Raw genomic sequence first — 24,963 nt, 5'->3', positions numbered from 1 at the left:
CCACGCCTTTAAGGCAGTGGGGGAGCGTGCCGGGCGTCGCGACGGGGCGAACGTTGCCTGCCGGGGTACTAGCATGCGCGCCCATGAATGACGACGTGCGCAACCTCGTCCTGGGCGTGGTGGCCGCCGGCATCAGCGCCGCGCTCGGCTGGCTCGCCCGGACCTACCTGTGGAAGCGGAAACTGCGCCGCAAGCAGGCCTTCTTCGGGCTGCCGGACAACGCCGAGTCACTGCTGGTGGTGAACCGCGGCGCCGGCGGCCCCGAGCTGACGGTGATGCGCTACGACGTGTTCGCCCTGCTCGAACTCGCCGCGCTGATCAAAGACTGCAACGCCCACGCCCAGGTCGTCCCGCACGACGTGGCACGACAGGGGTTCGGCGAGCGCACCGAGTTCTGTGTGGGCGGGCCGGCGTCGAATCGCCGTATGGGGGCGCACCTGTCCTCCCTGCTCCCGGGTGTACGCGTGAACGTCGACGCCGAACCCAGCCCGGACCGCGGCGCCTTCCAGATCGGCTCCGAGCGCTACCGCGTCGAGGTCGGCAAAGCGGAGTACGCGCTCCTCGCCCGGCTCACCGTCGACCAGAGCAACGGCACCCGCCCCGTCTTCCTCTTCTGCGGCCAGACCGCGATCACCAACCAGGCCGCGACCCGCTACCTCGCCCGCAACCACGAACGGCTCACCCGCAAGCACGGCAACAACTCCTTCGCCCTGCTGCTGAAGGTGGTCAACTCACAGGCGTACGGCCCCGATGTCGTCGAACTGGTCGCGGACGTGACCCGGGCGGCGCAGACCCCGCTGCCGGCACCGGCGGCTCCGCGCAATACCCACCGCGCCTCCTAGGTTTCAGCACATTCCAACAATCGTTACTCCCACGTAACTTACCGACGGATTACCTACGGTAAGAGACCGAGGTTACCGTCGGGTCACTTTGCACTTACACGAGTGAGGAGTGACAAGTGGGACACCATCGCAAGGCTCTGCGTACGACCGCCGTGGGTGCCGTCTCCGCGACCCTGATCGCCGGTGGCACCCTCGGACTCGCCCCCACCGCCCAGGCGGCGACCGGCATCCGCTTCGTCGACATCACCGGCGACGGTGGCACGGTCCTCAAGGCGAACGTCGTCACGCCGGCCGGAGCCGACACCACGCGCCGCTACCCGCTGCTCGTGCTGCCCACGAGCTGGGGTCTGCCCCAGGTCGAGTACCTCGCCCAGGCCCAGAAGCTCGCCGACTCCGGCTACATCGTGGTCAGTTACAACGTGCGCGGCTTCTGGCAATCGGGCGGCGAGATAGAAGTGGCGGGGCCACCCGACATAGCCGACGCGTCCAGGGTCATCGACTGGGCGCTCGCCAACACCCCGGCCGACGCCCGGCACATCGGCATGGCGGGCGTCTCGTACGGCGCCGGCATCAGCCTGCTCGCCGCCGCGCACGACAAGCGGGTGAAGGCGGTCGCGTCCCTCAGCGGCTGGGCCGACCTGATCGACTCGATCTACTCCGGCCGCACCCAGCATGTCCAGGCCGCCGGGCTCCTGGACGGCGCCGGCCTGGTCACCGGCCGCCAGAGCGCCGAACTGCGGCAGATCTTCGACGACTTCTACGCCTCCAATCTGGCCGAGGAACCGGAGATCGTCGCCTGGGGGAAGAAACGTTCCGCTGCGACCTATGTCGACCGGCTCAACAGCAACGACACCGCCGTCATGCTCGCCAACGCCTGGGGCGACACGATCTTCCCGCCCAACCAGTACACGGACTTCTACGAGAAGCTGACCGGCCCCAAGCGACTTCAGATGCGCCCCGGCGACCACGCGACCGCCGAGGTCACCGGACTGTTCGGCCTGCCCAACGACGTGTGGACCGACACCGAGCGCTGGTTCGACCGCTACCTCAAGGGCGAGAACAACGGCATCGACCGCGAACAGCCGGTACGGCTCAAGTCCCGCTCCTCGGGCGGCTACGAGGACTACCCGGACTGGAAGTCGGTCGGCGCGACCCGAAAGAAGATCGCCCTGGCGGGCACCACCACGATCCGCGCGAACGTCGACTCCGGTGCCAACGGCGGGGTGGTCTTCCTCTCCAGCATCCTCGACCAGGTGGCCCAGCTGCCCCCGATCGCCTCGATCCCCCTGCTCCCCCGCCGCTGGGCCGCCGTATGGCAGTCGGAGAAGTACGCCACCGCCCAACGGGTGCGGGGCACCGCGAAGCTGCACACCACGCTCACCCCGACCAAGGAGAGCGGCACCCTCGTCGCCTACCTCTACGACGTGGGGCCGCTCGGCCTCGGCAAGCTGGTCAGCAACGCGCCGTACACCTTCCACGGGCGGACACCCGGGAAGCCGTTCGACGTCGACCTCGAGCTGTTCTCCACGGCCTACGACGTCCCGGCAGGGCACCGGCTGGCCCTGGTGGTCGACACCGTCGACCCTCTCTACGTCGAGCACAACCCGGCCGGCGCGCAGCTGACCTTCTCCTCGCCGGCGATCGACCCGTCGTACGTGTCGATTCCGCTGTGCTAGGGCCTGTGTCGGAAGTGGCGTCGTCCGCCCGAAGGGCGGGCCGGGCGGCGTCCGGTGCGTGCTCTCGGCGTGCCGGGCGGAAGCCCTCGTACTGGATGTACTTGGGCTTTTCGCCCGGTGCGGCGAGTGGGGGCACCTCCCACGCCCTTGAGGCAGTGGGGGAGCGTGCCGGGCGCCGCCCGGCAGGCGCCACTTTCGACACAGGCCCTAGCAGTGATCTCCGACTGCGGGCACCGAGCGGGGCGGCGGTCACCGCTCTGGTGATCGCCGTAACTTGTCCGGGCGAAGATCCGGGCTGAGCCGCGACACGCACCACGGGTTCACACTTCGGCGACCTCGGCGTACAGCTGTGAGAGCTCGGGCACCCCGCTGGCGGCCCACTCGTGCCCCGAGGCCACGACGTCGAACTCACGGCCGGAGGCGAGCCGGATGACGGGCTGGCCGTCCGGCCACAGGTCCCAGGTGGCTCCGGGGACGGTCCGCACGATGACCGTGCCGAGGTAGAGCCCGGCGTCGTTGCCGAGCCACGGCAGGACCTCCGCGTCGTCCCGCCAGCGCGGCACCAGCTGGTCCAGGGCCTCCAGCGAGGCCGCCGTGTCGTCGAGTCGGACACCCTCCTGGGCCGCCTGCGAGCGCAGCAGTTCGCACTCGGAGAGGAGTTCGGCGATGCCCTCGGGGTCGGGGGTGCCGGGCTTCTCCCGCCGGCCGCCCAGAAAAGGGATCTTCATACACCCAGCGTGTCATCCACCCTGCCATGCGCACCACAGGCGCGCGGGCCCGCGATTCCGGTCGACTTCACGCCATGTTCACGCATGGCTCGTTGACGCTTCACCGATGTCTCTTTAGCTTCACGAAGCGTCTTTCGTCCCGTCTCTCTGTCCCGTCGTGAACGGAAGGAGTCGGCCGTGCGCCGATGCTTCTGGGGTGGTGCGGTCGCCCTCACCCTGTTCGCCGCCCTCCTCCCGGGAGGCTCGGCGTCGGCAGCCCCCGGCCGAGGGGCGGAACCTCCTCCCCTGGAGCGGCTCTTCGACAACAGGGCCGTCAGCGACGACGCCCTCCCGGGCGAGGCGGACTTCGACGGCTCGGGCGCCTCCCTGTCGGCGCGGGACCTCACGGCCGCCGGCTGGACACCGGGCCGCACCCTCACCGTGCAGGGAGCCCGGCTCACCTGGCCGGGGCGGCAACCGGGCGAGCCGGACAATGTGCGGGCCGCCGGACAGGACGTCCGCGTGCGGGGGCGCGGTGACGCGCTCGCCTTCCTCGTGGCGGGCACGGGCGGTGACGCGGTAGGCGCCACGGGCACGGTCTCGTACGCGAACGGCAGCCGCTCCTCGTACCGGCTGACCGCCCCCGACTGGCGCACCGGCCCGCTCGCCACCAAGGCGCTCGCGCTGCCGCACATCAACACGCCCGGCGGCCAACTCACCGAGCAGGCACGGCTGTACGTCGTGACCGTGCCGCTCGTACCGGGGCGCGAGGTCGTCTCCGTACGGCTGCCGCTCGCGTCCGACCTGCATGTCTTCGCGCTGTCGGTGCGGGCCGCCGCGCCGGGCTGGTCGGGGAGCTGGGCGGCGGCCACGTCCGGTTATACGGCTGTGGGGCCCTGGTCGGACCGGACGGTACGGCTCGTGGTGCACACGTCGGTGGGCGGGCCGCGGGTGCGGCTGCGGTTCGACAACACCTTCGCGGCGGCGCCGGTACGGATCGGCAGCGTCACGGTGGCGGTGCAGGCGCGGGGCGCGGCGGCGCGGGGAGCGCCGGTGCCGCTGACCTTCCAGGGTACGGCGGGGGTCGAGATCCCGGCGGGGACACAGGCGTTCAGTGATCCGCTGGGCTTCGCGGTACCGGCGGACACCAATCTGCTGGTGAGCTTCCACCTGCCCCTGTCGGTGTCCGCCGCGCCCGTGCACCGGCTCGCGCTGCAGCGGTCGTACGTGAGCGAGCCGGGCGATCACGCGGCGGACGCCTCCCCGGCGGCGTACACCTCGGTGATGACGAGCTGGCCGCTGCTGACCGGGGTGGACGTGGGCGGCGGGCCGGGCTCGGTGGTGCTGCTCGGGGACTCGATCACCGACGGCGACCAGTCCACGGTGGACGCGAACCGGCGGTGGCCCAATGTGCTGGCCACACGGCTGCTGAACCAGAATGTGGTCCCGCGCTATGGGGTGCTCAACCAGGGCATCTCCGCGAACCGTGTGGTCACCGACCGGTATCCCGGCGACGGGGTGTCCACCGACACGGGCGGGGTGAGCGCGCTGCACCGGTTCGACCGGGACGTCCTCGCCCAGACGTCCGCGCGTACGGCTGTCGTCTTCGAGGGCGTGAACGACGTGCGGTGGGGTGCCACGGCGGCGCAGGTGATCGCCGGGCTGCGAGAACTCGCGGACCGGGGGCACGCGCGCGGGCTGCGGATGCTGGCGGCGACCGTCCTGCCGTGCGAGGGCGAGACACGGTGCACGACCGCCGTCGACGCGGAGCGGGTCGCGGTCAACGCGTGGATCCGGAGCGCGGGCGTGTTCGACGGCGTGCTCGACTTCGACGGGGTGGTATGCGACCCCGCGCATCCGGCGCGGATGCTGCCCGCCTACGACAGCGGGGACCATCTGCATCCGGGGGACGCGGGGCTGGCCGCGCTCGCGGAGTCGGTGGACCTGGCGTTGCTGCAGGGCTAGGGCGTTTCTGATGGCTCTTGGACGATGTCTCGGAGCCAGATGGCGACGGCCGTGACGGTCAGGGTGCCGTTGAAGATCTAGTCGCGTTTGTCGTACCGCGTGGCGACAGCGCGGTACTGCTTCCACTTGTTGACGCATCGCTCGACGGCACTGGCCCTTGCGCCTGCGGTTGGCCAACTGGTCTTCGGGCTGGGCGATGGTGGCCTTGATGCCCCGTCGCCGCAGACAGGCGCGGTTGTCGCAGCTGGAGTACGCCTTGTCGCCGCGGACGCGATCGGGACGGCTGCGTGGCCGGCCGGGTCCGCGCCGCTGGATCCGTAAGCCGTCCAGTACGTGGATGAACATGGGGCTGTCGCCTGCGAGATGTGCGGGTCGACAGAAAAGGTGGAGGTCCACCACATCCGCAGGCTCGCAGACCTGAGTAAGCCAGGCAGGCGCACGCTGCGTCCGATCGCCGACCGGGCCCCGACGGCGGACTGCAGCGCGAGCTGACGGCACTGCGCCAGCGCCAGCGGCCTCTTGAGCTGCTGTTCAACGGAACAGGGCGCGGTGTGTCGCGACTCCCCGCCGAGGTCCATCTCAAGCGCGCCATCGACGAGTTGGCGCTGATGACCGGGGACAGCGCGGGCGCGGAGCGCAATATCGCCCAGTCGTTCCGGTTGCTCATCGCCCTGGAGGCGCTCGGAGTCGGCCGGATCGCGGGCGGCACCATGAACATCTGCGGCAAGCTCTCCGCCGTACCGCTGCTCGACCCGCCGAACGACGAGATCCTGGAGATCGGCACCCTGTACGGAATGTTCGGCGCGGCCCTGATCCGGATGATGGAGCGCGCGGGCCGCGACCCCAGCCTGACGATCGTCGGCCCGCTCGCCGGCCTAGAGCTCCAGCCCGGCACCACCGAGCGGGACGACCTGACGGGCGCCCCCGTGCGCGGGGCCGCGGTGCGCACCAATCTGGCCCTGGCGGGCACGGCCGGAGCCGCGGCCCGCATCCAGCAGGGCTTCTCCGAGGACGCCGAGGTGCGCGCCCCGGTCTCCGACCGTTCCTACGGAGTCATCATCATCGACGGCGACCACTCCGCCCCCGGCGGCATCGTCGTACTCGACGACTTCGGGCACCCCAAGTGGCCCGGAATCAAAGAGGCCTACGAGAAGCACATGGCCACGGACACCCGGCTGACGTTCCTCGGTCAGGTGGCAAACTCGGGCTGTCTTCGCGCCGACGCGAAGAGCCGGGATGCCTCAGGCTGACGAGGGTCCCCGTGTGACTTCCGAGCAGCACGCGGTCCCTGGTGCGCGCCGGGCCGTCCGGGTATCAGTCACGAGCCGAAGGGACCGTGAACGACGGGGGCTGCGTCGCCAACTTCTTCTTCGTGTACGCCTTTACGTAGGTATCGAGGTACGGCGAGCGCTTGCCTTCGGTGGCCTGGTCGTCGGAGGGGTCGTCGACGGAGAGGCCGAGGCGCGCGTCCGTCACCTTGATGCGGTCGCCGGTCGGGGTGTCGATCCACGCGCCGTCATAGACGGTGCCGATCTCGACGGCCAGGGAGTGGCCGGCCTTCAGACACCAGTCGGTCGACTTGAGGTCCATGGCCACGTGGCCGGAGGCATCCACGATCGCCACCTGCTCGTCGAACATGACGGCGGAGCCGTCCGGTGCGACGTCGTACAGCTTGACCATGACGTTGCCGCTGCCTTTGGTATCCATCTCGATCCGGGGGGTCCCGGTGATGCGGATGTCGCGCTCGACCGGTTCGGACCACGTGAGGAAGCTCGCCGAGCCGCCGGGCTCGCCCTGGTCCACGTAGGACCCGTCGCGCAGCACCACGTCGGCGGACCGGCCCGAGAGGGGCCAGGTGTCCTGGGAACGCCAGGCTCCGGTGCTGTCCTGGACGGCGAAGGCCGGGTAGTCGGTCGTGGGAGCGATCCCCTTGAGGTGCTGGTCGTAGAAGGACATCACCTCTTTGAACCAGCCCGCCCGCCCCATCTGCAGACGCCCGTCCTCGGTGCGCTCGTTGCCGCGTACGTGGTCCCACTGGCCGAGCCAACCGCGCTCGGTGCCCTGGTGGCCCGCGAGGTACTCCTGCATCGCCTCCGGCTTGGTGTTCGACTCGATGAAGCCCTGGGTGAAGAACAGCGGGGTGTCGCTGCCCTTGGCCTGCTTCGCCAGATCGCGCTGCTGCCAGTACGGATCCTCGGAGTCGGCCTTGAGGTTGTTGTCCGTGTCGTACGCGGTGCACTCGGGGTGCTTCAGCTCGTACCGGCTGTTCCTCTTGTAGCGCTCCTGGTCGTCGGGCAGCGGCGGCAACTGCGCTATCTCGTTGTAGGAGTTGGGGGCGAGGACCCCGCCCAGTTTCGGCACCCTGTTGGAGCGGGTCAGGCGGTACATGTCCCAGACGGGTTCCTGGGCGACGACGGCCTTGAGCGCGTCCGGGTCCAGGTTGTTGCCGACCAGGGCGGTCGTCGCGTCGTACGACTTGCCGTACATGCCGACCTTGCCGGTGGACCACGGCTGCTTCGCCGCCCAGTCGATCGCCGCCTTGACGTCGGCCTGCTCGCCCTTGCCCATGTAGTCGAGGCAGCCGTTGGACCCGCCGAAGCCACGCAGGTCCACCTGCACCAGGGCGTAGCCCCGGTCGAACAGGTCGCCTCCCTCGACGAGGTCCTCGAAGCGATCGGACGGGCCTGTCTTCGGCCACTTCTCGTCCGTGAGCTCTCCGGAGTGGCCGAAGTAGGCGCCGACAGAGAGGATGACCGGCACTTTCTCGCCCTGGGGCAGTTTCTCCGGCAGCAGGACATCGGCGTGCAGCTCGGTGCCGGAGCCGTCCGAGGACGGGAAGTAGTGCTGTGTCCACGCCGCGCCCTTGGGGACACGGTCGTTGTCCTTGTGCGTCACCGGGTCCTCGGCGGTGGCTACCGTGGGGGCAGCGGACTGTGCCGCGCCGGCAGCGCCGACGGACCCACCGGCCAACGCCAGCGCGGCGACTGCCGCAGTGGCCGCGGCGGGCACGGGAATCTTCTTCATGGTCTCCTCCGGAAACGACGTGTGGCCGACCTTGAGTTCGGCGGGAACGAGGGGTTCTGCTGGCACGGGCTCTGCTGGTGCGAGGTGGCACCGTGCCGTCGCGGCACGGTCATGCCGGGCCATCGCCCGGCCCACCGGCTCGCCGGCTCACTGGGTCGCCGGCTCACTGGGTCGCCGGCTCTACGAGCCGCTTGGTCGTCCGGCGGAACGCCCAGAAGACGACCAGCAGAGCCAATGCGAGCAGGGGCATGCCCATAGCGACCTTGGCGAGAGCCAGCCAGCCCGTGGCATCGCTTTCGTAGAGCCACTGCTGCACGCCGAACCGTGCTGCGAACAGGACGGTCAGGGTGGCGGTGGCGACGTCGTGCGCCAGCAGGCTGGGGCGGTCGCCCCGCCACGCGTGCCTGTTGCCGTGCAGCGCGTTCCACAGCAGGCCGGTCACCGGCCTGCGGGCCAGCAACGTGACGATCAGGAGCATCGCGCCCGCGAAGCTCGCCCAGATGCCGATCAGGAAGAAGCCACCCGCCGAGCCGGTCCACGCCGCGACGCCGCCGGCGGCCGCGACGCCGAAGACACCGCCGGCCGCCGCGGTGAACGGCTCCCCCTGCGCCATCCGCCACACGGTGATCAGCAGGGCCACCGCGAGTGCGATGCCGATCGCGAGCGGCAGCCCGAGAGCGGCATTCGCCGCGACGAACGCCGCGATCGGGATCGCCGAGTACACCATCCCCTTCGTACCGCCGAGTTGGTCGAGCAGCTTCTGATGCGCTTCGCTCTGCGCGGCGGGCTCGGCCGGTGTCCTGTCGGCGGGGTGGTGCCCGGCCGTGTCGGTGCGGTGGTGCTCGGTCATGGCGTCTCCTCGGTCTTCGCTGAACCCGTGCCGTCGATGCGATGGGAACCACGAAAAACCGTGCCGTCACGGCACAGTCAAGCCCTTCCGGAGGGGTGGGGTGGCGCTTGACCGTGCCGCGACGGCATGGTTTCGAATGGAGTGAGTCGAGGCCGTGCGCTGACGCGCGAAGAGCCGAACGGAGTGCGAAGCCATGGCATGGAGCACGCGTGAGATCGCCGAGCTCGCGGGCACCAGCCTGCGGGCGGTACGGCACTACCACGAGGTCGGTCTGCTCGACGAGCCGGAACGCCGGGCCAATGGCTACAAGCAGTACGGCGTGGCCCACCTCGTGCGGCTGCTGCGCATCAAGCGCCTTGTCGACCTGGGGTTCCCCCTGTCCCAGATCGCCGAGATGGGCGGGTCCGGTGATCATCCGGAGGAGGCGTTGCGCACGCTCGACGCCGAACTGGCGGCCACCATCGAACGGTTGCAGCGGGCCAGGATGGAACTCGGGTTCATCCTGAAGACGTCGGTTCCGACCGACCTGCCTCCGGAGTTCGCCGCGGCCGCGGTCGACACCCCGATGTCCGACGCGGATCGCTCGTTCGTCACCGTGATGAGCAGGGTGCTCGGCCCGAAGGGCACGGCGGCCTATGCGGACCTGATGAGGAACCCCGTAATGGATGGCGCCGGTGAGAGGTTCGAGCGGCTGCCCGCCGACGCCGACGAGCAGACCCGCGCCGACGTCGCCGAAGGGCTGGTCGCCTTCGTGCACTCGCTGTACCGGCAGCACCCGGGTCTGAGCACCCTGCCCGCCGACGCCCCGCGCGGCGAGAAGTTCGCGAAGAAGACCGTCGGCCAGGCCGTCCAGGACATCTACAACGACGCCCAGGTGGACGTCCTGCGCCAGTTGGGCGTCCTGCTCGCCGAAGCGCGGCGGGGCACCGAACAGCCTGGCAGCACCGGGATCTGAGCGCACTTACGTCGGCGGCTGCCGACTGTGACGCAGCGACCGGGCGAGAGTTTCAGCGACATCAGCGCGACTGCCCGACCGTGAAACTCGGCCGGCCCGAGTGAACCGGGACCGATACCGGGATCGTCACAAGCAAAGACGGGCGAAGAATCAGCCAATCCAGATCGCTACGGCCTCGTGCGTCCCAGCACCGCCCCTACCGCTGGACGTTGAAGCCGAACTCCAACGTCTGTTCAGCCTGATCGCGCTCCCCAACTCTCGTGCCTCGCCTGCCATCCGCCCCGACGATATCGATCTCGACATCGTTGGTACGGGTCCAATAGCCACCCACTGCGGGGGCCGCGGGCAGCCGGTCGTCGGGCAGTGTCCGTGCCAGGGCCTCGCGGACAAGGGGCTCGACGGCCCGGCCGCGCCAGCTGGTCCAGTTCTCCCGGATGCGCGCCAAGGTCAGATCGCCCCGCCCCCGCTCGATCTCCTCCATGGACGGGCCGAGCAGATGCAGCCAAAACCGCAGGTAGGGATCTGCCACCCGGTAGCGGCGGTCCTTCGACGGACGCAGCGATACGGGCAGCTCCGCAGCGACGATCCGCTTGTCCGTGAGCAGCTCCAGCGCTCGCTGCAGTGGCGTGGCCGCGATTCCGCCGGCTGCACGGGCGATGTTGGTGAAGGTCCGCTCGCCACTGCCGATAGCCGCCAGCACCGTACGCGCCTGAGCCTGCGGGGGAAATTCGGCAGCCAGCGAACGCTCGGCCGATACCAGCAGGGCCGAGACCGGGTCGCTCAGCGCCTCACCGAGGAAGTCCCACAACCCCGCACCTCGCGGCCACTACGCGCAGATCAGCGGCAGCCCGCCGGTGACCAGCGCGGCGTCGAAGGCTTCCGCCGGTTCCAGCCCGAGCATCCGCCCCACCTCGGCGGGGTTGAGCGGTCCCAGCACCATCTCCCGGCCGCGCTGGTGGAAGGGGCGTCCGTAGCTGTTCAGGGCCTCCATCATCGACAGATCGGAGCCGATGAGGACCAGCAGCACCGGCTTGGTCTCCAGCACCCGGTCCCAGGCCCGTTGCAGCATCCCCTCAAAGGCGCCATCGGCATCCATCAAGTACGGCACCTCGTCGATGACCAGCACGCTCGCCCGATCGGCGGGCAGCGCCGCGGCCAGCACATCGAACGCGGCGTCCCAGCTCTCCGGCCGCGCGGCGGCCACCAGCCCCGCCAACGGCAGCGTCGACGCCTGGGCGTCCCGGGCCAGCCGTGCCAGATCATCCCTGGGGGACGCACCGGTCGCCGCGTAGAACAAGAACGGGGCCCGGAGCGCTCCGCGAACCGCTCGACCAGTCGCGACTTGCCCACCCGGCGCCGCCCACGCAACATCACGCACCGCCCGGGCCGCCCCCTGCCGACCCCTGCCGCCACCTTCTGCAGCTCTCGCTCCTCCCGTCGCCAGCTCCTGGCGACGGGAGGAGCACCTGCAGCGCGTACAGGAGCGGGCGGTGAACATCGACTCCACCTCCTGCCGGGCACATCAGCACGCCGCCGGGGCCCGCCACCGGCCGCCGCGCGACTTCCCGCAAAAGGGGGCGGTGCGCGTGTGGAGGCCGATGGACGGGAGGCACTGGGGCGCTCACGGGGCGGACCGACCAGCGAGATCCACCTGCTGTCCGACGACCGGGCCCGCCCGCTGACCTGGCAGACCTCTCCGGGCCAGCGGGGCGACAGCCCCATGTTCATCCACGTACTGGACGGCTTACGGATCCAGCGGCGCGGACCCGGCCGGCCACGCAGCCGTCCCGATCGCGTCCGCGGCGACAAGGCGTACTCCAGCCGCGACAACCGCGCCTGTCTGCGGCGACGGGGCATCAAGGCCACGGCACCCTGACCGTCACGGCCGTCGTCATCTGGCTCCGCGACATCGTCCAAGAGCCATCAGAAACGCCCTAGACCTCGAGGTCCACCACGACCGGTGCGTGGTCGGAGGCACCCTTGCCCTTGCGCTCCTCGCGGTCGACGTACGCGTCGGTGACCGCCTTGGTGAACGGCTCGTTGGCGTACACCAGGTCGATGCGCATGCCGCGGTTCTTGGGGAAGCAGAGCTGGCGGTAGTCCCAGTACGTGAACGGGTGCTCGTACTTCAGGGGCCGCGGGACCACGTCCGACAGACCGGCCTCGCGCAGGGACGCAAGGGCGGCCCGCTCGGCGGGGGTGACGTGGGTGGAGCCCTCGAACGCGGACCTGTCGTACACGTCGTCGTCCGTCGGGGCCACGTTGTAGTCGCCCATCACGGCGAACGGGCGGCTGCCTGTCGCGTCACCCGCGATAGCGGCTTTCAGGGCCTCGAACCACTGGAGTTTGTAGGCGTAGTGGGGGTGGTCCACCTCACGGCCGTTCGGCACGTACACCGACCAGACGCGGACCGGGCCGCAGGTCGCGGAGATGGCCCGGGGCTCCTGCAGGCCGTCGTAGCCGGGGTCGCCGGGCAGTCCCTTGACGACCTCCTTCAGGCCGACGCGGGAGAGCACCGCCACGCCGTTCCACCGGCCGGTGGCGTGCACCGCCGCCTCGTAGCCCAGGTCGCGCAGCTCGTCGAGCGGGAACTGCTCCTCGGCGACCTTGGCCTCCTGGAGGCACAGCACGTCCGTGCCGCTGCTCTCCAGCCAGGCCAGGAGCCTCGGCAGGCGGGCGGTGATCGAGTTCACGTTCCAGGTCGCGATGCGCATGCCTCACAACCTACCGGGCGGGTCCGACAACGCCGCCCGCCCGGGTGCGGTCACACCTGTGCCGAGTCCCCGGGCGTCAGCCGGAGGTGCTCCGAGCCGCCCAGGGCGCCGATCTGGCGGTCGTAGACCGGGCGGGCGAGGTCGGTGAGCAGGGCGTCGTGGATGTCGTACGCGCGCTGCGGCTCGACCTCGCGGACGTAGTCGATGACCTCGGAGATCTTGTTCCAGGGCGCCATAACCGGGAGCATCAAGGTCTCGACGGCGTGGTCGGGGACGGTGAGGGCGTCGCCGGGGTGGAAGACCCTGCCGTCGTCGACGAGGTAGCCGACGTTGGTGATGCGCGGGATGTCCGGGTGGATGACGGCGTGCAGTTCGCCGTGGACCTGGACGTCGAAGCCGGCGGCGGTGAAGGTGTCGCCGTGGCCGACCGTGTGCACGCGGCCGGGGAAGGCCGACGAGATCTTCTCCGCGACCGACTTCAGGGTCCAGATCCGCGCGGCCGGGTTGTTCTCCATGGCGGCGCGCAGTCGTAGTTCGTCGAAGTGGTCGGGGTGCTCGTGTGTGACGAGGATCGCGTCCGCGCCGAGCGCGGCGTCCTCCTCGCTGAATCCGCCGGGGTCGAGGACGAGCGTCTGCCCGTCCTTTTCGAGACGGACGCAGGCATGCGACTTCTTCGTGAGCTTCATGGATCCATCCTGCCCCCGGGGCGGGGGCGGGGCTCACCGGCGGGGGTGGTCTCCTCACTCGGTGGGGGTGGTCTCCTCGCGGATGACCTGCTGGGCCACCTTGAACGCGCTGTTGGCCGCCGGTACGCCGCAGTAGACCGCCGCCTGCAGCAGCACCTCCTTGATCTCGGCGGGGGTGAGGCCGTTGCGCAGGGCGGCGCGGGTGTGGAAGGCGAGCTCCTCGAGGTGGCCGCCCGCGACCAGTGCGGTGAGGGTGACGCAGCTGCGCGAGCGCCGGTCGAGGCCGGGCCGGTCCCAGATCTCGCCCCAGGCGTAGCGGGTGATGAACTCCTGGAAGTCCCCCGAGAACTCGTCGGCCTGCGCCAGCGCCCGGTCGACATGCGCGTCGCCGAGTACCTCGCGGCGGACCTTGATCCCGGCGTCGTACGGGTCGGGGCGGCTCATGACCTGCGCTTCCACGGCCGGGGCGATCTCGGCGCGGGGCGCGGGCTGCGGCGGTGCGGCGGACAGGACCGGCTTGACCGGCGGCGCCCCTATGGCCGCCATCTGGCCGGTGGTGGAGTCGAAGGCGGGCTGCCAGGCGGTGGAGAAATGTCTCACCAGCAGGTCGGTCACGGCGGCCGGCTGCTCGACCGGGACCAGGTGGGAGGCGCCGGGGACGACGGCGAGCCGGGCGTCCGGGATGCCCGCGACCAGGGTGCGGGCCTCTGCCGGGCCGGTGACCTGGTCGTCCGAGCCGACGAGGACGAGGGTGGGGGCACCGACGCGGGCGAGTTCGGCCCGTACGTCGAACGAGGCGAGCGCCTCGCAGGCCGCGATGTAGCAGCCGGGGTCGGTGGTGCGCACCATCTGCACCGCCCACTCGGTGATCGCCGGCTGCGCGGCGGCGAACCCGCTCGTGAACCAGCGGTCGGGGGAGGTGCGGGCGATCGGGTCGAGCCCGTTCGTCCGCACTATCACGCCCCGCTGCCGGAACTCGTCGGCCGTGCCGAAGCGGGGCGAGGCGGCGATCAGCGCGAGCGAGGCGAGGCGCTCCGGGTGGCGCAGGGCCAGCTCGATGCCGACCGCGCCGCCGAGGGCGCAGCCGGCGTAGCCGAAGCGCTGCACGCCGAGGCTGTCGAGCGTGGCGAGCAGCCGCGCGGAGAGATCGCCGACCGAGCCGGCCGGGTACGCGGGCGCGCCGCCGTGCCCCGGCAGGTCGAACCGGAAGATGCGCCACTGCTTGGCCAGCTCGGGGACCTGCCTGTCCCACATGTGCCATGTGGTACCCAGGGAGGGACCCAAGATCAGGACCGGGGCGTCTTCTGGTCCGTCAAAGCGGTATTGCAGGGTGTTCGGTGGTGTCTCGCTCACCCGTCTGAGCCTCTCATCTCTCACGGGATCTCACATGGCCGGTCCCAACCTAACGGCTCTTGTCCCTCTCGCGACGACAGGCCCGGCACCGCCGGACCCCTCGGGGATCCAGGTAAGTGTTCTCCGGCGTGCACTCGTGAGCGTGTCGACAATGGGCCCTGCCGGGGTAATGCGGGTTGCAGCATCGAGTGTGGTTGGATCCCCGTGGCTCGGCGTGACTCACCTGAAAGCCTTGCGGGATCTCCCCAACCAGCAGCTTGAACACCACACGGTGAACGAGTTGCGTCGTCCTCTGATAGGAAACGGTGCCGTAGCCGGACGGGCCCTCCCTCCGTCGCAACCCCATGCAGGCCATCCCCCGCAGTGGCGGCTTCGCGAAGATCCTCGACATCCGGCTTCACGTACCACTTCTTGGTGGTCTTCACGTTCGTGTGCCCGGCCCACCGCGCAAGGATGTGAAGCGCCCGCGCCCTGCCCGACGCGGTGCAGGTCGCGAAAAGGTGGCACCTGTGGCACAACCTGTGCGAAGCCGCCCTGAGCTAGGTGAAGGCACACAGCACCTGCTGGGCCGCCGTGCTGGACACGCCCCTGTACGACGGGCCCTGCGCGCAGACGATCCTGGAACGCTGGCACCAGGTCCACGGCCTGCTCGACCAGTGCGTGGGCCTGCTCGAGTGCGCCCGCCGCCTGCAACTGGCCCTGAACACCGTCAAACGCTACGCGCGAGCCGACCGGCCCGAGCGGATGCTCCGCGTCCCCAAGTACCCCTCGGCTTCACGGGCTGCCTGAACGTCCTGCACAAGTACATCAACCCGGGCCGCGCAGACGCTGACCGCACCCACATCTCCCCGCGCCGGCTCGCCCGGATGATCCTCACCAGGCCCGACAGCCTCAAGGCCGAGCATCGCGATCTGCTGCCCCGGATCACCGCAGCCTGCCCCGAGCTGACCCAACTGGCCGCCACTGTCGGGGCCTCGCCGAACTCCTGACGCCTTGCGCAGGAAATGCCCACGGGCTCTCACGCTGGATCGTCCAGGTCCGCGCAGTCGATCTGCCTCATCTGCACGCCTTCACCCGGGGCCTGGAGCGGGACCGCGAGGCCGTGATCGCCGCGCTCACGCTTCCGTACAGCAATGGCCCCACCGAGGGCGTCAACACCAAGACCAAGCGGATCGCGCGCCAGATGCACGGACGATCAGGCTTCACCCTTACTCGCCACCGCATCCTCCTCGGATAGCGGCACGCTCCGTCACCACCGAATGTGAGACAGGGCCGTTAAATTGACACACCCCACGGCAGCCCGTAGTGGTGTCGTGGGCGCGGCGGATGCGCAGACCGGCCAGCTGAGGGTCGGTGCTGCTGAGCATCTGGATGAGCAGGGCTCGGAGGCGGGCCTCATCGGGGCTGTCGCAGCTGGTGTGCAGCATGACGGGGGTGTCGTTGGTGCCCTGTGAGCCCGGCCGATCATGCGGCTGCGGGCTGCAGTATCAGGTGGATGTCGACGACCGTGGCCGCGCCGAGCACGGTCAGGTCCAGCCGGTCGGAAGCGGCCGGCACACCGACGGCCGCCCAGCACCACAGAGTCGCGGCGGTGTTCCGGCCGCGCGCGGAAGTGCCCTCACGGAGGATGACGCCGCCACCGAGGATGCCGATGCCTGAGACGACTTAGAGGGCGACCCGGGTGGGGCTGGACGGGTCGCCGATCGCCGCTGCTCGACCGCGGGTCGGGCCGCGAATGGCTGGTGGAACCGGCTCTACCTTTGGAATCTGGCGTCGATACCTCTGAGTGCGAGGTCGAGCTTCTGTGTGAACCAGTCGAACGGGGTGAGTGTGATGGCGTTGGCCATTGCGGCTCGTACCGCCCGCCTGTTGGGTGGATCGGTGTCCTTGGGGGCCCAGAGTTGTGCCATGGCATCCAGCGTCGCTGGAGCGTCGACGAGTCCGTGGATGTTCTCGACGCCACGGCGGTGGTCGACGGTGAGGTCGATGACGAGGTCGACGGACAGGACCGCGTCCTCGGCGGTGAAGCCCTGGTCGACGAGGGCGACGGCGACGTCGTCGATGCGGTGCATCATCTCGGTCGGCATGAGGGCTTGGGAGAGTTCTGTGACGACCCCCGGATACTGTGCGAGGAGGTGCCAGAACGCTGTCGCGTGTGTGTGAAGGATCTGCCGCCAGGGTCCGGTGAGGGGTGGCCAGTTGGTGGTGGTGATGACGTGGTTCCAAGCGAGGGCGAGCAAATCGGCTCTCGTGGGTGCGTACCGGTAGAGGGTCATGGTGGAGACTCCGAGCCGGCGTGCGACGGCGGGAACGGTGATGCCGGCGAACCCCTCCTCAAGGACGGCGTCGATGATGTCGCCGTTGGTGAGTTTTCGTGGCCGTCCGCTGGAACGGCGGGGGATGGTCATGGTTCGAGGAGTCGCCAGGTGCGGGCGGCGTTGAGTGCTCGCCAGTGTGCTGCGTAGCGCTGGTTCATGGTGAGAAGTTCCTGGTGTGTGCCGCGTTCGACGATGCGTCCGTCCTCGAGGAAGAGTATTTCGTCCGCTGTGGTGATGGTGGAGAGCTGGTGAGCGATGACGATGACCGTCTTCTCCCGGCTGAGGGTGTCGATGGCGGTGGCGAACGCTTGCTGGTTTTCCGCATCGAGGGAGCCGGTGGCTTCGTCGAGGAGCAGGATGGGTGCGTCTTTGAGGAAGGCGCGGGCGATGGCGACGCGCTGCCTCTCCCCGCCTGACAGACGTGTGCCGCCTTCGCCGACCTGGCTGTGCCACCCCTCTGGCAGGGCGGTGATGACGTCGGTCAGGCCGGCGCGCTGCGCGACCTGGTCGAGGTCGGCGTCGGTGGCGTCGGGGCGGGCGATGCGGACGTTGTCGGCGAGGCTGCCGGAGAAGAGATAGTTGTCCTGGAAGACCGGGGCGACCATGTGGTGCAGGTTCTCGGCGCCGATCAGGGTGAGCGGAGCTTTCCCGATGCGGATCTCACCCTCCTGCGGGTCGAAGAACCGGGCCGCGAGACGGATGAGTGTGCTCTTGCCGGAGCCCGATGGCCCGACGATCGCGGTCGTAGTGCCTTGCGGGACGGTGAAGTCGATGCCGTTGAGCACCGGAGCGCCGGTGCCGTAGGCGAAGGAGACGTTGTCGAACTCGACAGTCGCGTCTGCCGGGTGGCGGGGCACGGCGGTTTCTGGAAGAGGCTGGGCGTCCAGGATGGCGTCGACGGCGTCCATGTGCGCGGCCGCGGTGCGGATGACGGTGGCGTGGCTGGCGACCTCGCCGAGCGGGGTGACGAGGCGGTTGATGACCGGCAAGGTCGCCAACAAGGTGGCGAGGGCGAGGGGGTCGGTGACACCGGCGGCGAACGCGATCACCGTGGACAGCAGGGCGAGCAGGGCGATCCGGACGACCATGCCGTTGAGAATGACGGGGGGTAGGACGAGCCAGAGTTGGCGGCGCTCGGTGCGGGCTTGTTCTTGCAGTGCCTGGTCGAATCGGTCGGTGGCCGATCCCGCTCTTCCGAAGGTGCGCAGCACTGGCTGCGCCTGTGCGAATTCGACCATACGGTCGCTGGCGTCGGCGGTGGCCCGGTTGACGGCGGCGTCGGCGCGGCGGCCGAGCCTGCCGGCCCACCAGTACAGGGCCACGACCGCGGGCACCGCGGCCAGTGCGGTCAGCCCGATCCGGTGGTCCACGATCGCGAGGGCGACGATGAGGACCAGCGGAATCACGATCGACTTGATCAGGGCGGTCAGTTGGCGTACGGGGAGCGCGAGGATGTCCATGACGCCCTTGCTGAGCGTGAGTCCCAGGGTGCTGGTGTTGGTTGGCGTGAACCATCCCAGCGGCAAGGTCGCGACGTGGTCGCCGACCCGGTATCGCAGGGTGGTGAGCAACTCGATCGCCGCGTCGAAGCCCTTCAGGGTTGCGGTGTACTCGATCCACCATGAGATGACGGCGGCGGCGCCGAAGCCTGCCAGCCAGCCGGCGGCCTCCTTGGTGTTCCCGGTCAGCAGTGCGCGCAGGACCGGGATGGTGAACGCGAGGGTGAGGCCCTGGATGAGGCTGGAGCAGATGGTCCAGCGGAGGTAGCCGTAGATGAGGGCAGCGTGTTCGGGACCGAGGTAGCGGGCGAGGCGGCGGATCATCCGGGCTGTCCTTCCATCTGGTGCTGCGCGTGCCAGAGACGGTGGTAGGCGCCGCCGGAGTTGAGGAGGTCGTGGTGGTGTCCCTGCTCGACAATTCGGCCCTGTTCCAGGACGAGGATCTGGTCCGCGTCGCGGATGGTGTCGAGCCGGTGGGCGATCACGATGACGGTGCGGGAGCGTTCGGTCACCAGGGCCGACAGCGCGGTTTGGATGGCGTGCTCGGATTCGGCGTCGGCTGCTGAGGTGGCCTCGTCGAGGATGAGCACGTCAGGGTCGAGCAGGAACGCCCGGGCGATGCTGACGCGTTGGGCTTCACCTCCGGAGAGGATGGCGTCTTCGCCGTGGACGGAGTCGTAACCGCGCGGGAGGCGCAGGATGCGTTCGTGGATGTTCGCCGCGGAAGCGGCTCGCTCGATGTCGGTGCGAGTCGCGTTCGGACGGGCCAGGGCGATGTTGTCGGCGATGCCGGCCCGGACCAGGCGGACGTCCTGAAAGACGGACCCGACCGTGCGGAACAACTCCTCTGAGGCGATCTGGTCGAGGGAGACGCCGCCGAGCCGGATCTGACCGGCGGATGGGTCGGCGTAACGGAGCATCAGCCGCGCAAGCGTCGACTTGCCCGACCCGGAGGCGCCCACGATCGCGGTGACGCTGCCGGGTTCGAAGGTGGCGGTGATGTCGTGGAGCACCTCGCGGTCCCGCTCGTAGCCGAAGTGGACGTGGTCGAGCTCGATCCGCGTCCCGGACGGGATCGCCGGTGCGTCCGGTTCCGGGATCGGGTCGATCTGGAACAGTGCGCTCAGTCGGCCGGCTGCGGCCTGTCCCATCTGCAGCGCTTGCAGGTTCGACGTCAACGCCCCGATCGGGCCGGCCAGGCCGAGGCCCACCAGCGCGAACGGCAAGACGTCGATCCCGTCCATCCATCCCGCCGCGACGAACCCTGTGCCGAACAGAAGTGTCAGGACCAGGAGGGCGATGGGGGCGATCAGCTGGTTGGAGATGGTCTCCGGCGCGATCAGCGGCCGTGACCAGCCGAGGAAGAAGGTGGTGAAACGCTCGACCGCGGTGCGATAGGCGGCGTGGGCACGACCGGTCCGGCCGAAGGTCTTCACGACCGGAATTCCGTCGACGAACTCCACCACGGCACTGTTGATGCCGGCCAGGACGCGGCCGTACTCGCCCATCTGCTTCCCGCTGTCGGCCATCATGCGCCGGTAGATCAGCACGAAGACCGGGACCGGGACCGCCAGGATCAACGCCAGACGCCAATCAATGAGGAACAGGTACGCGTAGGCGGCGATCGGCGTCGCGACGGCACCCGCGATCTCTGTGTAGGAATGCGCGACGAGATGATGCAGCGCACCGACGTCGTCCTGCATGCCCTGCTTCACCTGACCTGCCGTGGTGTCGGTGAACCAGCCGAGCGGGGCGGTACGCAACCTGGCCGCGACACGCCGTCGCAGGATCAGCGTCAGAGTGTTGTCGGCGAGGTGCGCGATCAGATCCGCAGCGCCTCTCAGAGCGAGGCCCAGTCCGAGCAGGAGCGACCCGATCAGCAAGGTCGACCAGATGCCCGGGTCCGTGGGGTCGGCGAGAAGCTGCCGGGCGATGACGCCGCTGGTGATGAGCGGAGAGAGCACGAGCGCTGAAGACAGACACTGCAAGCCCGCTGCCAGCATGAGACGGCCGCGCACGGGACGCAGCAGCGAAGCGATCGGATTCGGCGGGGTGGGGTCGGCCATACGAGCGTGCTCCTCCTGCGTTCGCTGATCGATCGGTGACCTGCTCGGCGGTGAATGGGGCGAGCGTCTGGCAGGTCACTCGAGAACACCAGTGGCGACGTGTCCCAAGGTTGCGCAGTGCAAGTACACGGGCATCCCAAAGGGCAACCGGCTGGCAGGCAAATGATTGCCGTTTTCAATAGCATTATGAGGTGCGCCTAACGTAAACACAAGGCCGTCGGCACTCAGGCTCGTTTGGGCCCTGTCGAGAGGCTCTTGTTCGACGAGGTACCGCCCCTGCGCGACCCGGCCGCCCCCTACCGGCCGCTGTTCGACCACCCCGCCGAGGACCGGTTCACCGCCGCGCAGTTCTTCGCCGAGTTGCTCCGCCACGACCTTGACGAGGGCGAGCGGCCGCACCCGCATCGGCGGCGGCCACCCACTCGGCGTCGCCTCGCGCCAACAAGACAGGCGCCATCACTGCTGATGAGGCTCTTTGAATACGGTGGCAGGCGTCCGGGGCACGCCGATAGTACGGTTTTGAAGTGCCGCGGCGGCACCCATGCCGTAGCTGGCGCGATGACATCACCGCTGCCGTCGTCGACATCCAGCAACTCCTCGGCGCGGCGGATCCGTTGAGTCAGCAGCCACAGGAGCGGGGTGGTGCCGGTCGTCGCCCGAGCCGGACGGGCAGCCGGCCACCCGGGCGCGCATCGGCGGCAGTTCGAGTCGGCGGCCATGGCCCGACCGAGCCGCACGAGAGTTCCCACAGCCTGCCCGCCCTGACGCTCCCGGTTGACCGGCGCCTCATCCATGCTGGATGCTAAATGAAAATGATTTCCATGAATGTTAGATGGAGAACTTCCGTGCGTCACTCCCCGCGCCTCAGCACGGCCGCCGCCCTCGCAGCGGTCACCGCCGCTTCACTCACCGCCTGCGGCGCCAGCGCCGACGCCGACAGCGGCGACGCCAAGGACGGTGGCACGGTCAAGGTCGTGGCCACCACCACTCAAGTCGCCGACTTCGTCCGCAACATCGGCGGGGACCGGGTCACTGTCACGCAGCTGGTCAAGCCCAACGCCTCGCCCCACGAGTACGAGCCGACCCCGGCCGCACTCCAGGCGATCGGCGAAGCCGCGCTGCTGGTGAAGAACGGCGTGGGTCTGGAGGACGAGTGGCTGCCCAAGACCGTTGAGGCGTCCGGCTTCGACGGCGAGACCGTCGACACCAGCACGGGCATCACCCTGCGCCAGGGCGAGGACCACGAAACCGGCAAGACCGCCGATGACCCGCACATCTGGCACAACCCGCTCAACGCCAAGAGCATGAGCGAGACCATCGAAAAGGCCCTGATCGAGGCCGACCCGTCGCACAAGGCGGACTACGCGGACAACTACACGGCGTACGCGGACAAGCTGGACGCCCTCGACAAGGACATCGCCGGCCAGATCAACGCGCTGCCCGCCGACGACCGCAAGCTGGTCACCAACCACGACGCCTTCGGGTACTACATCGACCGCTACCAGCTGACGTATGTCGGCTCGGTCATCCCCGACTTCAGTGACCAGGCCGAACTGTCCGGCAATCAGCTGGACAGCCTGGTCGAGAAGATCAAGAAGCAGAAGGTCAAAGCCGTCTTCGGCGAGACCTCGCTGCCTCCCAAGACCGCCCAGGCCATCGCCCGCCAGTCCGGGGTGAAGGTGGTCGCCGGCGACGGCTCGCTGTACGGCGATTCGCTCGGACCGAAGGGTTCGGCGGGCGACACCTACCTCAAAAGCATGGAGTTCAACACCAAGACGATCGTGGACGCCCTGAAGTGACCGCCACCGCCGTCGTACCCCAGCCGCGCACCGAGGAAAGTCCGCCCCCGGCGATCGTCTTCGACCACGCCACCCTGGCCTACGGCTCCGCGACCGTGCTGCGGGACGTGCACGGCACGGTCCCCGCCGGCCAGGCCACCGCCCTCGTCGGCCCCAACGGCGCGGGCAAGTCCACCCTCATCAAGGCCACGCTCGGCCTGGTCACCGTCGCCTCCGGCAACGTCACGGTGCGCGGGCAGCGCCCGGCCGCCGCCCGTTCCCGCACCGCCTATGTCCCGCAGGCCGACACCCTCGACCCCGAATTCCCCGTCACCGTCGGCCAGGTGGTGCTGATGGGCCGCTACCGGGCGGCGGGCTGGCTGCGCCGCCCCGGGAAACGCGACCGGACCATCGCCGGCGACGCCCTGGACCTGGTCGGCCTCGCCGACCGGGCGAGGGACCGCTTCGGCACCCTCTCCGGCGGCCAGCGCCAGCGCGTCCTGCTGGCCCGCGCCATCGCCCAGCAGGCCGACGTACTCCTCCTCGACGAGCCGTTCAACGGCGTCGACGCGGTCAGCCGCGACGCACTGCTCGGCGCGCTGCGCGAACTGCTGGCGGGCGGTGCCGCGGTCCTCGTCTCCACCCATGACCTGTCGGTCGCGCACGCCCTGTGCCGGCAGGTCTGTCTGCTCAACGGGCGGCAGTACGGGTTCGGCCCGCCGGAGCGGACGCTGACCGCCGACAACCTCCGCTGCTGCTACGGCGCACATGTGCTCGAAGTCGACGGCAGCACGATCGTGGCAGGGATGTGATGGGCTCTCCGCTCACTGACCCCTTCGAGGTTCCGTACATGGCCCGTGCCCTTGTGGAGTTGCTGATTCTGGGCGTACTGGGCGGCGCGGTCGGCGTCTTCGTCCTCGTACGCCGTCTCGCGTACGTCGCCGACGCGCTCACGCACACCGTCTTCCCTGGCGTCGTGGTCGGGTTCGCAGCCGGGGCCGCGGACGGGGTCTTCTGGGGCGCGCTGGTCGCCGGACTGCTCACCGCCGCTCTGCTGACGCTGCTCACCCGCGCGCCGCGCATCAGCGAGGACTCGGCACTGACCGTCATCCTTACCGCGTTCTTCGGGCTCGGCGTCGTCCTGGTCTCCCGGCAGCACGACTACCGGCACGACCTGAACGCCTTTCTCTTCGGACAGGTGCTCACCGTCACCCGCGCCGAAATCGTGCAGAGCGCCGTGCTCGTCGCCGCCTGCCTGGTCGCGCTGGCGCTCCTGGGGCGGCACTTCGCGCTGCGGGCCTTCGACCCGGAGGCCGCCCGCGCCATGGGATACCGCACCTGGCTGCTCGACCTCGCGCTGAACATCCTGATCGCCCTGGTCGTGGTGGCGGCGGTCCGCGCCGTGGGCACCGTCCTGGTGATCGCGCTGATGATCGTGCCCGCCGCCTTCGGCCGACTGCTCTCGCACCGCATCCCGGTCATCGCCGCCATCGGCGCGGTCTTCGGCGCGCTGTGCGGCTGGCTCGGACTGGCGGCGAGCTACCAGGCGTCGGTCCGGCACGACGTACAACTGGCCGCCGGGCCCGCGATCGTTCTGCTGATGACGGCCGCGTACGCCCTGCTGCTCGCCGCACGCAAGGCGGTACGGGCATGAGCTGGCTCGACTCCTACACCCACCGCGCCCTGCTGGAGGCCGCGCTGGTCGGCGCCGTGTGCGGCGCGATCGGCGTGCATGTCGTGCTGCGCCGCATGGGCTTCTTCACGATGGCCATGACCCACGCCACCTTCCCCGGCGTCGTCCTCGCCGCCGTGGCCGGCATCGACATCTACCTCGGTGGCGCCGCCATGGGGGTGCTGATCTGCCTGTGCGTTCTCGCCATCTCACGCCGCCACGACCAGGGCGCGACCACCGCGACCGGCATCGTGCTGGCCGCCGGCTTCGCCCTCGGTGTGGCTCTGTTGTCCGCCTCCAACGGCTTCAGCCGCGACCTCGAATCCTTCATGACCGGCTCCATCGTCACCGTCACCGGGCACGACCTCGCCGTGACGGCCGGTGTGGGCGCGCTGGTCCTGCTGGTACTCGCCGCCCTCCACAAAGAGCTCATGTACGGCGCCTTCGACCCCGACGGCCAACGCGCCGCCGGATACCCCGTGACCGCCCTCGACCTCCTCCTACTGGTCCTCATCGAGGCCGTCATCATCGTCACCGCGCCCGCCATCGGCGTCATGCTTGCCATGGCCCTCATCGTCGGCCCCGCCGCCACCGCCCGCCTGTGGACGGACCGCATCGGCCTGACCGTGCTGCTGTCCGTCGCCCTCGGGACCGGCTCCTGCGCCCTCGGACTCGCCCTGTCAACCCGCTGGGACCTCGCCACCGGCGGCACCATCACCCTCGTCGTCGCCGTCGTCTTCCTGATCTCCCTGGTCCTCTCCCCCCACAGCGGCCTGCTCGGGCTGCCTCTGCGGCGCCGCGCCATGCCCACTGGCTGAGACCGGCGCGGCGCCGTGAACCGGTACTGCATCAAGGCGT

Annotated in this window: 20 protein-coding genes and 6 pseudogenes; 13 read left to right on the top strand and 13 right to left on the bottom strand. The window is 69.7% G+C overall.

From position 1 onward, the window contains the following. Positions 1-83 precede the first annotated feature (83 nt). Positions 84-842, top strand: a complete 759-nt coding sequence (locus Q4V64_RS44080) for a hypothetical protein (RefSeq protein WP_172629045.1) — start codon at positions 84-86, stop codon at positions 840-842. 116 nt (positions 843-958) lie between these two features. Continuing rightward, positions 959-2,518 (top strand): alpha/beta fold hydrolase, encoded by a 1,560-nt coding sequence (locus tag Q4V64_RS44075; RefSeq protein ID WP_124438047.1) that lies wholly within the window; start codon positions 959-961, stop codon positions 2,516-2,518. Positions 2,519-2,838: 320 nt separating this feature from the next. Here the strand turns inward: Q4V64_RS44075 and Q4V64_RS44070 are convergent, their stop codons facing one another. After that, positions 2,839-3,246, bottom strand: coding sequence for a DUF6278 family protein (locus Q4V64_RS44070; RefSeq protein WP_124438048.1), 408 nt, complete (start codon positions 3,244-3,246; stop codon positions 2,839-2,841). A 177-nt stretch (positions 3,247-3,423) separates the two neighbouring features. On the opposite strand from Q4V64_RS44070, the gene Q4V64_RS44065 reads away from it, so the two are divergent. Next, the gene (locus Q4V64_RS44065; RefSeq protein ID WP_124438049.1) at positions 3,424-5,190 is read left to right on the top strand and encodes an SGNH/GDSL hydrolase family protein; all 1,767 of its coding nucleotides are present in this window, start codon (positions 3,424-3,426) and stop codon (positions 5,188-5,190) included. A gap of 77 nt (positions 5,191-5,267) precedes the next feature. Here the strand turns inward: Q4V64_RS44065 and Q4V64_RS44060 are convergent. Then, a pseudogene (locus Q4V64_RS44060) lies at positions 5,268-5,550 on the bottom strand (IS5/IS1182 family transposase); the annotation flags it as partial. Between the two features lie 191 nt (positions 5,551-5,741). On the opposite strand from Q4V64_RS44060, the gene Q4V64_RS44055 reads away from it, so the two are divergent. Beyond that, positions 5,742-6,440, top strand: a complete 699-nt coding sequence (locus Q4V64_RS44055) for a class I SAM-dependent methyltransferase (RefSeq protein ID WP_253266776.1) — start codon at positions 5,742-5,744, stop codon at positions 6,438-6,440. A 64-nt stretch (positions 6,441-6,504) separates the two neighbouring features. On the opposite strand, the gene Q4V64_RS44050 is transcribed toward Q4V64_RS44055, so the two are convergent. After that, positions 6,505-8,214: a CocE/NonD family hydrolase gene (locus tag Q4V64_RS44050; protein WP_124438097.1), complete on the bottom strand. Its 1,710-nt coding sequence runs from the start codon at positions 8,212-8,214 to the stop codon at positions 6,505-6,507. A 163-nt stretch (positions 8,215-8,377) separates the two neighbouring features. After that, positions 8,378-9,064: a DUF3159 domain-containing protein gene (locus tag Q4V64_RS44045; RefSeq protein ID WP_124438051.1), complete on the bottom strand. Its 687-nt coding sequence runs from the start codon at positions 9,062-9,064 to the stop codon at positions 8,378-8,380. 193 nt (positions 9,065-9,257) lie between these two features. On the opposite strand from Q4V64_RS44045, the gene Q4V64_RS44040 reads away from it, so the two are divergent. Further along, the gene (locus Q4V64_RS44040; protein WP_124438052.1) at positions 9,258-10,019 is read left to right on the top strand and encodes a MerR family transcriptional regulator; all 762 of its coding nucleotides are present in this window, start codon (positions 9,258-9,260) and stop codon (positions 10,017-10,019) included. Between the two features lie 274 nt (positions 10,020-10,293). On the opposite strand, the pseudogene Q4V64_RS55690 reads toward Q4V64_RS44040, so the two are convergent. Further along, positions 10,294-11,441 (bottom strand): annotated as a pseudogene (locus tag Q4V64_RS55690) (DUF234 domain-containing protein); the annotation flags it as partial. A 68-nt stretch (positions 11,442-11,509) separates the two neighbouring features. Here Q4V64_RS55690 and Q4V64_RS44025 point away from each other — a divergent pair. Further along, positions 11,510-11,871 (top strand): annotated as a pseudogene (locus tag Q4V64_RS44025) (transposase); the annotation flags it as partial. A gap of 82 nt (positions 11,872-11,953) precedes the next feature. Here the strand turns inward: Q4V64_RS44025 and Q4V64_RS44020 are convergent. Genes Q4V64_RS44020 through pcaC form a run of 3 tightly spaced genes read right to left on the bottom strand, consistent with a single transcriptional unit; the run spans position 11,954 to position 14,772 of the window. Next, positions 11,954-12,733 (bottom strand): exodeoxyribonuclease III, encoded by a 780-nt coding sequence (locus Q4V64_RS44020; protein WP_124438054.1) that lies wholly within the window; start codon positions 12,731-12,733, stop codon positions 11,954-11,956. A gap of 50 nt (positions 12,734-12,783) precedes the next feature. Beyond that, the gene (locus tag Q4V64_RS44015; protein ID WP_124438055.1) at positions 12,784-13,419 is read right to left on the bottom strand and encodes an MBL fold metallo-hydrolase; all 636 of its coding nucleotides are present in this window, start codon (positions 13,417-13,419) and stop codon (positions 12,784-12,786) included. A gap of 54 nt (positions 13,420-13,473) precedes the next feature. After that, on the bottom strand, positions 13,474-14,772 hold the full coding sequence (pcaC, locus tag Q4V64_RS55685; RefSeq protein ID WP_124438056.1) for a 4-carboxymuconolactone decarboxylase: 1,299 nt from the start codon (positions 14,770-14,772) through the stop codon (positions 13,474-13,476). 543 nt (positions 14,773-15,315) lie between these two features. On the opposite strand from pcaC, the gene Q4V64_RS44000 reads away from it, so the two are divergent. The 3 genes and pseudogenes from Q4V64_RS44000 to Q4V64_RS43990 form a co-directional block, all read left to right on the top strand. Beyond that, complete coding sequence (locus Q4V64_RS44000; protein WP_253266777.1) at positions 15,316-15,561, top strand: hypothetical protein; 246 nt, start codon at positions 15,316-15,318, stop codon at positions 15,559-15,561. A gap of 77 nt (positions 15,562-15,638) precedes the next feature. Continuing rightward, complete coding sequence (locus Q4V64_RS43995) at positions 15,639-15,761, top strand: hypothetical protein (RefSeq protein WP_301184472.1); 123 nt, start codon at positions 15,639-15,641, stop codon at positions 15,759-15,761. Positions 15,762-15,832: 71 nt separating this feature from the next. Beyond that, positions 15,833-16,009: pseudogene (locus Q4V64_RS43990) on the top strand (transposase); the annotation flags it as partial. Between the two features lie 236 nt (positions 16,010-16,245). On the opposite strand, the pseudogene Q4V64_RS43985 reads toward Q4V64_RS43990, so the two are convergent. From Q4V64_RS43985 to Q4V64_RS43965, 5 genes and pseudogenes are all read right to left on the bottom strand, one after another. Further along, positions 16,246-16,437 (bottom strand): annotated as a pseudogene (locus tag Q4V64_RS43985) (MgtC/SapB family protein); the annotation flags it as partial. An 89-nt stretch (positions 16,438-16,526) separates the two neighbouring features. Further along, positions 16,527-17,180 (bottom strand): TetR family transcriptional regulator, encoded by a 654-nt coding sequence (locus Q4V64_RS43980; protein ID WP_124438057.1) that lies wholly within the window; start codon positions 17,178-17,180, stop codon positions 16,527-16,529. Next, positions 17,177-18,913, bottom strand: a complete 1,737-nt coding sequence (locus Q4V64_RS43975) for an ABC transporter ATP-binding protein (protein ID WP_124438058.1) — start codon at positions 18,911-18,913, stop codon at positions 17,177-17,179. The genes Q4V64_RS43980 and Q4V64_RS43975 overlap by 4 nt, the downstream gene beginning before the upstream one ends. Beyond that, the gene (locus tag Q4V64_RS43970) at positions 18,910-20,655 is read right to left on the bottom strand and encodes an ABC transporter ATP-binding protein (protein WP_124438059.1); all 1,746 of its coding nucleotides are present in this window, start codon (positions 20,653-20,655) and stop codon (positions 18,910-18,912) included. The genes Q4V64_RS43975 and Q4V64_RS43970 overlap by 4 nt, the downstream gene beginning before the upstream one ends. 456 nt (positions 20,656-21,111) lie before the next feature. Then, a pseudogene (locus Q4V64_RS43965) lies at positions 21,112-21,314 on the bottom strand (hypothetical protein); the annotation flags it as partial. A gap of 186 nt (positions 21,315-21,500) precedes the next feature. On the opposite strand from Q4V64_RS43965, the gene Q4V64_RS43960 reads away from it, so the two are divergent. Genes Q4V64_RS43960 through Q4V64_RS43945 form a run of 4 tightly spaced genes read left to right on the top strand, consistent with a single transcriptional unit; the run spans position 21,501 to position 24,923 of the window. Further along, positions 21,501-22,454: a metal ABC transporter substrate-binding protein gene (locus tag Q4V64_RS43960; RefSeq protein ID WP_253266778.1), complete on the top strand. Its 954-nt coding sequence runs from the start codon at positions 21,501-21,503 to the stop codon at positions 22,452-22,454. Further along, on the top strand, positions 22,451-23,245 hold the full coding sequence (locus Q4V64_RS43955; protein WP_124438061.1) for a metal ABC transporter ATP-binding protein: 795 nt from the start codon (positions 22,451-22,453) through the stop codon (positions 23,243-23,245). Before Q4V64_RS43960 ends, Q4V64_RS43955 begins: the two co-directional genes overlap by 4 nt. Positions 23,246-23,283: 38 nt before the next feature. Beyond that, positions 23,284-24,087 carry a metal ABC transporter permease gene (locus tag Q4V64_RS43950; protein ID WP_216377554.1) on the top strand — a complete coding sequence of 268 codons (804 nt, stop codon included), beginning with the start codon at positions 23,284-23,286 and terminating at the stop codon, positions 24,085-24,087. Beyond that, positions 24,084-24,923: a metal ABC transporter permease gene (locus tag Q4V64_RS43945; RefSeq protein ID WP_124438063.1), complete on the top strand. Its 840-nt coding sequence runs from the start codon at positions 24,084-24,086 to the stop codon at positions 24,921-24,923. The genes Q4V64_RS43950 and Q4V64_RS43945 overlap by 4 nt, the downstream gene beginning before the upstream one ends. The last annotated feature ends 40 nt before the right edge of the window (positions 24,924-24,963 follow it).

This window comes from Streptomyces sp. NL15-2K, from assembly GCF_030551255.1.
GTDB lineage: Bacteria > Actinomycetota > Actinomycetes > Streptomycetales > Streptomycetaceae > Streptomyces.
This window is presented reverse-complemented; position numbering and strand designations above follow the sequence as displayed.

Coding starts and splice junctions, on each gene's coding strand:
- Q4V64_RS44080 (WP_172629045.1), top strand. CDS start 84: ATGAATGACGACGTGCGCAACCTCGTCCTGGGCGTGGTGGCCGCCGGC.
- Q4V64_RS44070 (WP_124438048.1), bottom strand. CDS start 3,246: ATGAAGATCCCTTTTCTGGGCGGCCGGCGGGAGAAGCCCGGCACCCCC.
- Q4V64_RS44050 (WP_124438097.1), bottom strand. CDS start 8,214: ATGAAGAAGATTCCCGTGCCCGCCGCGGCCACTGCGGCAGTCGCCGCG.
- Q4V64_RS44045 (WP_124438051.1), bottom strand. CDS start 9,064: ATGACCGAGCACCACCGCACCGACACGGCCGGGCACCACCCCGCCGAC.
- Q4V64_RS44040 (WP_124438052.1), top strand. CDS start 9,258: ATGGCATGGAGCACGCGTGAGATCGCCGAGCTCGCGGGCACCAGCCTG.
- Q4V64_RS44020 (WP_124438054.1), bottom strand. CDS start 12,733: ATGCGCATCGCGACCTGGAACGTGAACTCGATCACCGCCCGCCTGCCG.
- Q4V64_RS44015 (WP_124438055.1), bottom strand. CDS start 13,419: ATGAAGCTCACGAAGAAGTCGCATGCCTGCGTCCGTCTCGAAAAGGAC.
- Q4V64_RS43995 (WP_301184472.1), top strand. CDS start 15,639: ATGATCCTCACCAGGCCCGACAGCCTCAAGGCCGAGCATCGCGATCTG.
- Q4V64_RS43980 (WP_124438057.1), bottom strand. CDS start 17,180: ATGACCATCCCCCGCCGTTCCAGCGGACGGCCACGAAAACTCACCAAC.
- Q4V64_RS43975 (WP_124438058.1), bottom strand. CDS start 18,913: ATGATCCGCCGCCTCGCCCGCTACCTCGGTCCCGAACACGCTGCCCTC.
- Q4V64_RS43970 (WP_124438059.1), bottom strand. CDS start 20,655: ATGGCCGACCCCACCCCGCCGAATCCGATCGCTTCGCTGCTGCGTCCC.
- Q4V64_RS43950 (WP_216377554.1), top strand. CDS start 23,284: ATGGCCCGTGCCCTTGTGGAGTTGCTGATTCTGGGCGTACTGGGCGGC.
- Q4V64_RS43945 (WP_124438063.1), top strand. CDS start 24,084: ATGAGCTGGCTCGACTCCTACACCCACCGCGCCCTGCTGGAGGCCGCG.